Raw genomic sequence first — 12840 nt, 5'->3', positions numbered from 1 at the left:
TCCATCAATGCAAGTTCATGGCCCCGTTGTGCCCTCTGGAACGGGCTTACTGGGTCAGTTTGAACTTGTTGTCGCTCGTGCTCAACAGAACGCCTAATGTGATCCCATCGGCATCGAGGATGGAAATATCCTGCCGTCCATCATTGTTGAAATCACCCGTGGCGATAGAAGCCGGACCGTCGAATGCGCGATAGGTTTGTGGCCTCATCGGATTTGACCGATCAATGGGGCCTATGTAGACGGCGATCTCGCCCGTGGCGATATTGGCAGTGGCGATGCCCAACATCGGGCCAACGAAACGATCCGTGGCCATAGCAATCGGGCCTCGCTGTGACCCACCGGGCAACCGGCGCATCACGCTGAACCCGCTGCGACCATTATTGTGAAGGATGGACACTTCGTTGGATATGAAGTCGGCTGTCACCAGATCAAGCCGGCCATCCTGATCCAGATCACCAGCGACAATAGCCAGTGGCCCTTTTCCTGTGAGGTAGTTTGTGATTCGAGTAAACGTGCCTCGGCCTGTGCCCCGCAAGACGGTGACATTCTCTGATCCGAAATTGCTGGTAGCCAGGTCCAGTGTGCCATCCTGATCCAGATCGCCTACGACGAGGCCGAAGGGCTGCTTGCCGGTATTATAGCTGCGGCCAGCCCTGAATGCGCCATTGCCCTGGCCGAGCCACAACACGATGTTATCCTCACCGGCATTCGTCACGGCAATGTCAAGGTTGTCATCGCCGTTGAAATCGCCGACGACCACAGCGCTCGGTTGTTTGCCTGCCGCGAGCACGCGCTGGACCCGGAACGTGCCATCACCCCTGCCCAGCAAAATGCTCAGATCGCCCGACAATTGGTTTGCCGTGACTGCATCAGTGTAACCATCGTTGTTGAAGTCACCCACGGCGATCGCGCATGGACCATCGCCCACCGAGACCTGCTGGCCAACGCGGAACGTGCCGTTGCCGTTGCTCAGCAGCACACGCACTTGATCGTTGCGGTAATCGGCGATCAGCAGTCCCTGGTTATCCGGGTACGGCGGCTGAGGCCCGTTCCTCGGCGCCATCGGCGTCTGAAACACGATGTGAACATGCGTGGCGCGCTCCTTCGGCGGCGTGATCGCCTCGATGCCAATATCCACGCTGCTGGTGTTGTTTGCCGGGGCTGGGTCTGGTTGATTGGCGCTGGCGACGACGGTGTTCGTGATAGTGGCGCTGGTGGCATTCAGATTCACTCTCACCGTGATGCGCAGGACGGCGCTCTCGCCATTGGCCAGACGTCCCACCAGCCATACGTGGGTGGTCTGATCATAACTGCCCTGGCTTGCTTCAGCCGAAATGAATGTGACGCCTGATGGCAGTCGCTCTGTGACCTCTACACCGCTGGCAAAACCCGGACCAAGGTTTGTAACAGTGATCGTATAGGTGATCGTCTCACCAAGATCTGGAGCGGGATTATCAACCACCTTGGTGACCACGAGGTCGGCCGGCAATTGGGTTACAGTGACCTGCACCGTCGCTGTATCGCAGGCTCCCTCGTTGTCGCACACTCGATAGACAAACGTGTCCGTGCCATAGAAATTTGGATTGGGTGTGTATGTGATTTGACCTGTGACCGGATTGACCGACACCGTGCCATGAGCCGGACCACTGACAATCGTCACGGAGGCCGGGACAAGAACGCCGTCAACATCTGTGTCATTGGCCAGCACGTTGATTGTCACCGGTGTGCCCTGCGGGGTGGTCGCGCTGTCATTGTTGGCCACAGGCGGATCATTCGTGGAATCCACGATGACCGTCACCAGGGCAGTGTCACATGCGCCGTTTGTATCACACACGCGATACGTGAATGTATCCGTGCCGTTGAAGCCCGCGTTCGGCGTATAAGTCACGGCGCCGGTGACCGGGTTGACCGTGACCGTGCCATGCCTCGGATTAACCGTAATGCTCACCGATGTCGGATCAAGATTACCGTCCACATCGGAATCATTACTCAGCACGTTGATGACCACCGGCGTGTTTTCACTCGTGCCTCTTGTATCATCGTTCGCGACAGGCGGATCATTGACACAAGCCACATTCAAGGTCACTGTCGCCGTGTCCGTCCCACCCTGCCCATCGCTGATCGTGTAGGTGAAACTATCCTGCCCGCAGAAGTTCGCCGGCGGATCGTAACTGAAACTGCCGTTGGCGTTCATGCTCACCGTTCCACCGCGAGTCGTCGTGATGAATCCTGTGCTGGTCACTGTCAACGGATTACCATCTACGTCAACGTCATTGGCCAACACGCCCTGCGCCGCGCTCACCGTCAGCGTCGTGTCCTCCGTCGCATTGTAACTGTCATTGACTGCGTCCGGCGGATCATTCACAGGCCTGATCGTGACCGTGACAACGGCTGTATCGCACAACGACGTTGTGTCGCAGATGCGATAGGTGAACGTATCCACGCCGTGGAAGTTTGGGTTCGGCGTATACGTTACCACGCCGGTTGCTGGGTTGACTGACACCGTACCACGGCCTGGATTGACCGTGACCGTTACACTGCCCACATTCAAATTGCCATCCAGGTCGGTGTCGTTCAACGCCACGTTAATCATGACCGGCGTGTCTTCATTGGTTACGGCGCTGTCATCATTGGCCACAGGCGGATCGTCAACGGAATTCACGCCGATCGTCACCACAGCCGTATCGCATGCTCCACCGTTGTCGCACACTCGATACGTGAATGTGTCAATGCCGTTGAAGCCCGGATTCGGCGTGTACGTCACAGCGCCGGTGACCGGGTTGACCGTGACCGTGCCATGCCTCGGATTAACCGTAATGCTCACCGACGTCGGATCAAGATTACCGTCCACATCGGAATCATTACTCAGCACGTGGATGACCACCGGCGTGCCTTCGTTGGTGCCCGTTGTATCATCATTGGCCACAGGTGGATCGTTGACGCAGACGACGTTCACCGTCACCGTGGCCGTGTCAGTTCCACCTCGACCATCGCTGATCGTGTAGGTGAAACTATCCTGTCCGCACAAGTTCGCATCCGGCGTGTACGTGATCGTCCCATTGCCGTTGATCGTCACACTCCCACGCGGCGGATCACTCGCACCCGTCACGCTCAACGGATTCCCATCCACATCCGTGTCATTGCTCAACACGTTGATCGTCACGGGCGTGTCCTCGTTCGTGCTCGCGTTATCGTTCACTGCATCAGGCGGATCGTTGACACACGTCACGTTCACCGTCACCGTGGCCGTGTCTGTCCCACCTCGACCATCGCTGATCGTGTAAGCAAATGAGTCTTGCCCACAATAATTGGCCGGCGGCGAATAACTGAAGCTGCCATTAGCGTTCATCATCACCGTCCCACCGCGAGCCGTGTTGATAGCACCGGTGCTGGTGACTGTTAGCAGATCACCGTCAGGATCAGTATCATTAGACAGAACACCACTCATTGCGCCTACAACCAGTGTGGTGTCTTCAGTCGCGCCGTAACTGTCATTCACGGCATCTGGCGGCCTATTTGGAGCTGTGATCGTGATAGGTTCACTGTCCGTGTTGTTGGTGAGATTTAATTCACATTGTCCGGAGGCAGTCGCAGTTGCGCTGTTGTTCAAAGTCCGGCCGGTTGTGCCGGCATTGACTGTCGCGCGCAGGACCAAGGTGACTGTTGCATTCACGGGTAAATTGCCGACAGTCCAGACGCCGGTGCTGCTGTTATAGGTTCCCTGGCTGGCCGTATAGGAAGAAAAAGTCAAACCGGATGGTAACTGATCGGTTACAGTGACGTTGGTAGCTACATCCGGGCCGTTGTTAGTCAACGTCAGAGTATAGACAACCGTATCTCCCACACTCGGCGTTGGATTATTGACCGTCATGGTCAAGATCAATTCAACTCGGTTCACTGTGAGCTCAAGTCCACACCCCAGCGGTCTATCGGCGGGCGTCATGACAGCGTTCAAATACATCCGGAGGCCGTTGTAATGCGGCAAATCCTGTGTGTTTGCGTAATTATGTGAGCCCAACATGAAGACCATGCCCCCGGTACCTGTTCTCAATTTGGCAGCGGTAGCCACCATTTGCTGTGAACCGCCCGTATTTCGAACATGGATGTGCCCCCCGTTCTGGAAACTGGAGCCCGGAGAGAGCAACCAATCGCGAAATGAGCCACCTTCGTCGGCGAGCTCACCCACGAATTGACTGTAAGAGAGGTCGGCGTTGGGATAGGTAAAACCGCCGGACACATTCGACTTGGTAATCCCAGCCGTTGTCTGTAGAAGGCCGACATTTTCATAGGTATCAACCCCCTCACACTGGGCGAAGAAGTTACCACCGGATTGAATGAATTGCCTCACCGCCGCCACTGTGGCTGTCGCCGTAAGATCGAGCCAGTGCGCCTCACTAGCGAGGGTGTAGCATGAACTTGTGCCGAGCGAGGCGGCGCTGGCTACGATCTGGTAATTGGGGATGCCGGCAAGATCCAGAATCGTTTGATGAATAGATGCATTTCCCCCATTGTTTAATAATGCGATCCTCGGTTTGTGTGTTAGTTGGTAGCGAATGTCAATCGTGGCGTCCGCTGTCATTTCGTAAACAGCCACGTTGTTGCCAAAGGCCGTCATTAGCGGCTTGGCCACGGCAGCATAGTCTCGATGTACGATAAATGGCCCCCCGCTGAAACTTAAATTGGCTGCTGCCTGAGCTGAAGGATAAAGACGTTGGGCCGTCGCGGTGAAATCTACACCGTCTTTGGCTTTGCCAGCCCTGATGGCCCATAGCACAGGAACATTATTGTGAAGCAAGTGATTGACCAATCCATAGGCCTTAAGGTTGAACGGGGCAACGATCGCTTGCTTGCTATTGTCCATGGGAATGATCAACGAACCTGCTGGAATGTTTCTCTGATTCGAGAGCGGGCCAGGCAAGTCAGTGCTCTCGTCCGCAGGGATGTCTTCAAAACACGAAGAATTTGACTGAAGAGGAACTGCCACCGGGCGCGCGCCAAATGACGGATCGGCTACACTGAGCAGAGTCAAGGTCACTACAACCATTAGACAGACCAATGCAGTTGAACGCGTATTCTTCATTCTTTCCCCCTATGAAGGTCTTTATGTTTTTTACGATCTTGCTTGGAAATTTAAGGAGAGTGATGACGCAATGGCGCAGTCCTTGCCCTGAGAAGGCTTTGATCACCCAGCAACCCCAGAAGCAGGCTTTCACTCGTTCCACGAATCAGGGTCTCCATAGTTTTATTTTTCTAGCGGCCAATAACCGGTACCCCTTACTTACTGTAGAGCCATCAAGGAGCAAGCGACGTGCCAACGAATACCTGTTCAGGGGCTCGTCGGTAATCAATTGCGGAGCTAAAACTTATCAGCAGGCTGTAGAACTTTGAATCGTTTCGTTATCGAACCTAATGTTCCGATGATGAAACTGATGTTACATGGTTGGATCAGTAGCGAGTATTTGGAAGAAGCAGTAATCTTTCCGCGAAAAGCAGCATCATTAAATATGGAGCTATTTGAGCTATTTGAATCAGCGATGCGATCTACCGTTGATAACTGATCCGATAGATCACGCCTGCCGAATCATCGGACACCAGTAACGCGCCATCCGGCATAACGAGCACATCGGCAGGACGCCCCCACGCGCGTCCGCCTTGCAACCAGCCTTCAGCAAATGGCTCGTAGCTGATGGCGCGATTGTCTTTCAGGCGCACGAGCGTGACGCGATAACCGATCGGCGTGCTGCGATTCCACGAGCCGTGTTCGGCAATGAAAATTTGTTGGCGATACTCTTCAGGAAACATGGAACCTGTATAAAAGCGCATGCCGATCGCCGCCACGTGTGGACCGAGGTTGATTGCCGGGGCAACGAACTCATCACACCGGCGCTTGCTGCCAAATTCCGGATCCGGGATTGTACCGCCATGACAATACGGGTAGCCAAAGTGGAGTCCCGGTTGCGGGGCGCGATTCAATTCATCAGGCGGGATGTCATCGCCAAGCATGTCACGCCCATTGTCAGTGAACCACAGCTCGTTCGTCTGCGGGTGCCAATCAAACCCGACAGTGTTACGGACGCCGCGAGCGAAAATTTCCAACCCTGTGCCATCGGGCTTCATTCGCATGATTGAGGCGTAACGCGGATCATCGCGCTCGCAGATATTGCAGGGCGCGCCGACTGGGACATAGAGCATTCCATCCGGACCAAAGCCAATGAACTTCCAGCCATGATGCCGATCTTTAGGGAAGCTATCGTTGACGACAACGGGCGCACCCGGATTGCTCAGCTTCGACTCGATCTGGTCAAACCGTAACACCCGATTGACCTCGGCTACATAAAGCGATTCATCGCGGAACGCGACACCGCTCGGCATGTTCAATCCTCTTGCCAGCGTGATCACTTCATCCGCTTTTTGATCCTTGTCGCGATCAATAACAGCATAGACTTTTCCAGCCGAACGGGAGCCGACAAATAACGTCCCATTTTTGCCCAACGCCATCGCGCGCGCATTCGGCACATTGCCAGCATACACGCTGATACGAAATCCCGGCGGCAACTTGATCTTCTCCAGCGGCAGCTCTTGTAAACTGCTCGCGGCAGGAGAACAATTGAGCATCACCAACAACACTCCACAGACAAACGCGATGCTGTACAGAACCGATTTCGTCATGCCAGAAACTCCTCTGAAAAGGCAGGCACAGATTCACTGACGAACAGAGTTTCAATCAGTCAACCGGTCAAGCCTTTCTTGTTTTTCATCGTTTTAGGGCGGCAGCCCGTGGCCCATCAAGACTCCTCAAAAGATTTCAGCTCGGCGCCGTCAGTCTATACAACTCGGGACGACGATCAGCAAAAATGTCATTGAGCGGCGTGATGCGCTTGCACACGGCTTGCGCTGGATCAATCTCCACAATGCGGACCGCCGCTTCTTGTGCCGGCGCAGTGGCCAACACCGTGCCGTCAGGCGCGATGATTTGACTGCATCCGGTGTAGCTCAGCTTCTTGCCGCCTCGTTCTTCTGTGCCGAAGCGATTGGCCAGAACCCAAAACACTCGATTTTCGATCGCCCGCACGCGCGTGGTCAATTGCCCGATCTCAGGCAACACCAGATTCGACGGATGGCAGATCACCTGCGCTCCTTGCACTGCCAGCGTGCGCGCCGCTTCAGGAAACAGATGATCAAAACAGACCAACAATCCAATTTTCACTTCCCCAATCTCAAACAGCGGAAACCCCGCATCTCCTGGATGGAAGAAATTCTTTTCCTCATAAAACAAGTGGACTTTCCGGTAAGTCCCTACCACGCCGTCCGGGCCAATCAAGACGGCGCTGTTATAAATGTGATGGCCGGCGCGTTCAGCCAGACCGATGACGATATGACAACCATGCCGCCGGGCCAGCGTTTGCACAAATTCAGTCGTCGGCCCCGGCACCGGTTCGGCGATGGCATTGACTTCGTCTTGCTCAAGAAAGAGGTACCCGCTGCTGGCCAATTCGGGCAACACGATGAGCTCAGCCTCGATCCCGTTGAGCGCGACAGCGATTTGCTCGAGGTTACCCTTGACATCGCCAAACGTCGGCCAGAACTGATAAAACCCAACGCGCATGAGCAGTCATTCAAGCAGAGAACGACTCGAAACGCAACCTTGCCCCAGGCGGACCCGATCAACAAACTCGAAAAAGGCTGCCAGCACGGCTTGTGGCGCTTCAAGCTGTGGATAGTGGCCAACTGTGTCGAGCACGATGACGTCCGGGTTCGGAATCAGTTGACGATAACGCGCGACAACGTGAGCCCCAGAGACCGGATCAACCGCGCCGTTGATCATTCGCAGCGGCACACGTGTCTGTTGTAAGACGCCAACCCAACGTTGCCGATAGATGCGGCGCTCGCGCATGTAGTCAATGATGCGGTGCATGACTCGCATACCGTCATTATGCTGGATCAGCGCCCAGAACTCATGCAATTCGTCTTCCGAGGGCCGGGTTTCAGGAGCGAAGATTGCCGAGAAGCTCCGACGAAACATTCGCTCCGAAGCCAGCCGCGCAACGAGCGGACCCAGCGGGCTCAGCAGCATCTTCTGCATCAGACGTGGCCGGTGACTTTCCGGAAAAATGCCGCCATTGAGCAAACAGACCGATTTGATCTCAATGCCGCGTCCGTTCCAACTCAACCGATCTTCATATCGCGCGAGCAGCTCTTGCGCAACCGTATCGCCGTAATCATGAGCGAGGATATGAACCTGGCGAATTCCTAACGAATCCAGCAACACCTCGTGTAGCGTCGCCTGATCGAGCAACGAATAAGCGTAGGTCTTCGGCTTATCTGAAAACCCGAAGCCGAGCATATCCGGCGCGATCACGCGGAATCGCTCGATCAACGCCGGCCATAGGCGATGCCAGTCCCATGACGCCGTCGGAAAGCCATGAATGCACACAAGCACATCGCCCGCCCCTTCGTCCCGATAAAAAACGGCATGGCCCCGATATGAAAAAATCAGACCGGCGCTCTTCCACTGTGTGAGATTCACGAGAAACAATCCGGCTCAATTAACTCAAATCTACCCACACGCTTTTAACCTGCGTGTAATGCTGCAAGGCATGCAGGCCCAGCTCACGACCAAAACCGCTCTGCTTATAGCCGCCAAAAGGCGAAGCGACATCGTACATGTTATAGGTGTTCACCCAGACCGTTCCCGCCTTGAGCGCGCGAGCAATCCGATGAGCTTTCTTCACGTCGCGCGTCCAGACGCCTGCGGCCAGCCCATAAATCGTTTCGTTCGCTTGTCGGATGGCGTCCTCCACATCTTTGACGCGGATCGTGGAGAGCACGGGCCCAAAAATCTCTTCTCGCGCGATGGTCATTGAGTTGGTGACATTATCGAAGATGGTCGGATTGAAGTAATACCCTTGCCCGTCGCCAATCTGTGGGCGGTCGCCACCGATCAGGAGTGTGGCGCCTTCAGCTTGGCCGGCTTCCACGTACCGCATGATTTTCTCCAGTTGTGGCTGAGACGCAATCGGGCCGAGCCGCGTCTTCGGGTTGAGCGGATCGCCCGGCGCTGTCTTGCGCGTTCTGGCGACCAGTTGCTCCAGGAGCTGATCGTGAACGGCTTCTTCGACAAACAACCGCGAGCCAGCAGTGCACACTTGACCATTGTTGTAGAAAATTCCTAAAAACGCCCCGCGCGCGGCCTGTTCCAGGTCGGCATCGGCCAGGACGATATTGGGCGATTTACCGCCCAGTTCGAGCGTCACCTGCTTCAGCGTATACGCGGCAGCCGCCATAATCTTTTGTCCCGTCGCCGTTGAGCCTGTGAACGCAATTTTATCTACGCCAGGATGCTTGACCAGCGCCATACCGGTTTCACCGGCGCCCGTCACGACGTTGAATACGCCCGGCGGCAGCCCCGCTTGCTGCATGATCTCAGCCAATCGCAGGGCTGTGAGCGGTGTATGCTCGGACGGCTTAAGGATGACTGTATTGCCGGCAGCCAGCGCCGGCGCGATCTTGTAGGTAGCCAGCAGCAACGGAAAATTCCAAGGCGTGATAGCACCTACAACACCGACCGGCTCGCGCAATGTATAGGTGAGAAACGGCCCTTTGACAGGAATCGTTTCCCCATGAATTTTGGTTGCCCAACCGGCATAATACTCGAACAACTCGGCCACCATGGCCATGTCAATATGGCGCGATTCAGAAATTGGCTTGCCGCTGTCTATTGTCTCCAGATAGGCCAACTCGTCGGCCTGCTGATGAACCAGATCAGCGATCTTCCATAGGATTTTGCCACGGTCTGCCGCGCTCAATCCAGTCCAGCGTCCGTCGTCAAACGCCTGACGAGCCGATTGCACCGCCAAGTCTACGTCGTGGCTGTCGGCCAGCGCCACTTGGGTGATCGGCTTGCCAGTTGCCGGATTGATGGTATCGAACGTTTGACCGGAGAGCGCATCACGCCACTCACCGTTGATGAATAATTTCTGCGGTTTGATCTCTACTTGCATGTGTGTTTCCTCCACTACAGAAGTCAGGAGTCACAAGCCAGAAGGCAGGAGCAAAAGATTGAGCCACCCTCAAGAGAGCAGATGACGTGGATGTGACACCAATTGCGGAGGGAAAGACCGCGTTCATGGAACCAAAAACATGGCTGGACTTCAACTGACTGAGCGGCCATGTGCGATCTTCATTCGGCATTTGGTATGATAAATTCAACGCTGACGCCATGCAAAGAGAATCAGCGAGCATCTGTTCAACCTGTGTCATCCCTGTTTCCTTCATGTTGATGCTTGGCCGGGGGCATCCACGTCCCTTTCATGTTGATGCTTGGCCGGCGGCAGCGTCTCAGTTCTGGATCAACTCTTTGAGAATCCAATTCTGCTCATCAATGCCAATACGCGTGACAGGTTGCGTTGCCGTCAAAGTGAATGACTGACGGCGAGCATCATTCCAGACGGTGCGCGTCTCGCTGCTACCGTCAGCGTAGTACAAAGTGACGTCTATCGGCATGATGTAGACCATTGCCGCCTCGCCCACACGTCCGGCAATCGGATGCGTTTGTTGCTGCTCGATGTTCAGCGTCACTGTATACCGGCCTTGTGCGCTTGACGGACTGACCACGTACGAAGCGCGGTAGATGGGCCGGGCTGGCGTATACACCCACTGCTCAAAGAACCATTGCAGCGACGCTCCATAATGCGCTTCACAGACATGCTGAAAATCGGCCGTAGACGCATTGCCAAAGGCAAACCGTCTCCCATAATCCTTCAACGCGGCAAAGAATCGCTCTTCGCCCAGCACGCGCCGGAGCATGTGAAGCACCCATGCGCCTTTGGTATAAATAGCCGCAGGATCATCCCAGGGATTTGCCGCGTTCTCAGCGTATACGGTCCCGACCAGTGCACCTCCATAACTGCGCGCCATCAGCTCGCCAGGGTGGACCGGCAGAAAACGCTCGAAGAACAAGACCTCTGAATAGGTGGCAAACCCTTCGTTCAACCAGATGTCATTCCACGTCTTCATGGTCACCCAGTTTCCCCACCACTGATGAGCCAGTTCGTGAGAGATGAAATCCTGAACGACGAAGTCAGAAAAGTTCACAATAATATCGCCCAAACTAGTCAATGTTTGATGTTCCATCGCGCCGCTCCACGGAAATTCCACCATCCCATATTTCTCTTGCAGGAACGGATACTCACCAAAGAGCGGAGCGAACAGTTCCATTGCTCGGCGCGTCACGGGGAATTTTCGTTGCGCCTGAGTCAAATGCTCAGGATAGACGTAATAAACGAGCGGCATGGTCGTGCCATCGAGCGCCGTGTAGCTATCTTCAAAGGTGACAAAGTTAGTCGTCGTGACGGCAATCAGGTAATTGGCGATGGGGTAGCGCTCGCGCCAGGTGTACGTGACGGTACGGTCTGCTTGGCGCTGCGTCGCTTCGAGCAAACCGTTCGATGCGACTACGTAGCCTTCAGGCACATTGACTTCAATCTCGGCAGTTGTCTTATCGGCAGGATTGTCTATGCACGGCCACCAGCTCGGCGCCGAATATGGCTGACTGAGCGTGCCAATGACAGGGAAATTGTTATGACGCGCCACCAACATCCCTCCGCCTAAAACACCGCCTGTGACGGCTCGCCCTGAATAGCTCACCACAATGGTGAACTCGAACGCCGCCGGCAGCGATGAGGAGAAATTGAGCCGAATTTTGTCCGACGTGCGCTCAAACGACTGAGGCATCCCGTTGAATGTCACCCTCTCGATCGTCAGGTTGCTGAGCGCGTCAATGTGAATGCTGTGGATGGTCTCGACCGTTTCTCCTTCAATCGTAACGGCACCGCTGATGAGCGGCGTGGGCGGTCGCAGCCGCAGTTGTATCTTGTAATGGCTGATATTGATTGGCTGCGGCACCACCAACGAAGGCTGATCAACCGTCCAGCCGGCTGCTCTGGGATGCAGGTGCGGCATCCGTTGTAGCATCTGATGCGCGCGTTTGATCTCGTCAAAGACGGACCTCTCCGGTTGCGCCGACAAAGAAACCAGCGCGCCACCAACACTCACCAACAGCATCATCACCCACAATGCGTATCGCTTCATGCTTTGCTTGCTCCTTGCGCTCAACTCTTCAAGCGAGCGTGATTATAGATGATGGGTATTCATCAGGCAAACGAAGCGGAGAGCGTTCAACTGTGGCAAGCGTGAGCCCAAAGGGCTTGCCCATACGTGAGGGCAGACGACGGAAAATAAGATTCGCAGCAACCTCATTAATGGCGCGCCACAACGGCGATGAATCGCCCGAGTACAAATCTGCTGAACTTGGCGTTTTGAACTGAGCGAGCTGGGAGAGCAGCAGCGGCGGCCACACACGCGATGGTCGCCAGACGTGCAACATCTGGAACGGAAAACGCCCAAGGTCAGCTTGCGCCAGAGGCGCAAACAGCAGGTAGCCAGACGCGCAACGTCTGGAACAGCAGACCAAACAATCCTGGCGCGTTGGAGACGCGCCAAGAGATGAGTGTTCACGGCGAGCGATTCAGCACGAACGACTCAATGGGAGCACTGCTGGCGCCTCTCCAAGGCGCCCTGGAAATTGGGGGATGACATTCGACCCAGACGTTTCACGTCTGGCTACCCTCTTGCGGCGTCTAACGACGCCGCTTCCTGAGATCACTCCTGTGGGAATGTGTCACAGGCGTTCCCGCCTGCGCTCTATTTTTGCTTCGTGGCGTGCTGTTGCATAGGAGCGATTCCCTTGAATAACCATTTTCATGGTTCGTGGCGTGTGCGGAGCATAAGGGCGATTCCTGACTTTATCTTGGAGTGCGCCGGCAGAGCGAAGCGGCGACG

The 12840-nt window shown here is 55.3% G+C and carries 6 protein-coding genes; all 6 read right to left on the bottom strand.

What is annotated here, in order from left to right; genetic code table 11:
* Nucleotides 1-46: 46 nt before the first annotated feature.
* The 6 genes from NZ823_04995 to NZ823_04970 all read right to left on the bottom strand — a co-directional run bounded on the left by NZ823_04995 (nucleotide 47) and on the right by NZ823_04970 (nucleotide 12090).
* Nucleotides 47-4861 (bottom strand): tandem-95 repeat protein, encoded by a 4815-nt coding sequence (locus NZ823_04995; GenBank protein MCS6804487.1) that lies wholly within the window; start codon nucleotides 4859-4861, stop codon nucleotides 47-49.
* Between the two features lie 680 nt (nucleotides 4862-5541).
* Entirely contained in the window at nucleotides 5542-6615 is a 1074-nt protein-coding gene (locus NZ823_04990; protein ID MCS6804486.1) for a sorbosone dehydrogenase family protein, read from the bottom strand.
* Between the two features lie 190 nt (nucleotides 6616-6805).
* Nucleotides 6806-7606, bottom strand: a complete 801-nt coding sequence (locus NZ823_04985; GenBank protein MCS6804485.1) for an acyltransferase — start codon at nucleotides 7604-7606, stop codon at nucleotides 6806-6808.
* 6 nt (nucleotides 7607-7612) lie between these two features.
* Nucleotides 7613-8527: an alpha/beta hydrolase gene (locus tag NZ823_04980; protein ID MCS6804484.1), complete on the bottom strand. Its 915-nt coding sequence runs from the start codon at nucleotides 8525-8527 to the stop codon at nucleotides 7613-7615.
* A gap of 19 nt (nucleotides 8528-8546) precedes the next feature.
* On the bottom strand, nucleotides 8547-10001 hold the full coding sequence (gene betB / locus NZ823_04975) for a betaine-aldehyde dehydrogenase (protein ID MCS6804483.1): 1455 nt from the start codon (nucleotides 9999-10001) through the stop codon (nucleotides 8547-8549).
* Between the two features lie 337 nt (nucleotides 10002-10338).
* Complete coding sequence (locus tag NZ823_04970; protein MCS6804482.1) at nucleotides 10339-12090, bottom strand: M1 family aminopeptidase; 1752 nt, start codon at nucleotides 12088-12090, stop codon at nucleotides 10339-10341.
* Nucleotides 12091-12840 lie beyond the last annotated feature (750 nt).

The organism is Blastocatellia bacterium, from assembly GCA_025054955.1.
GTDB lineage: Bacteria > Acidobacteriota > Blastocatellia > HR10 > J050 > JANWZE01.
The sequence above is the reverse complement of the archived record's forward strand: the minus strand, read 5'-3'. Positions and strand labels throughout refer to the sequence as shown.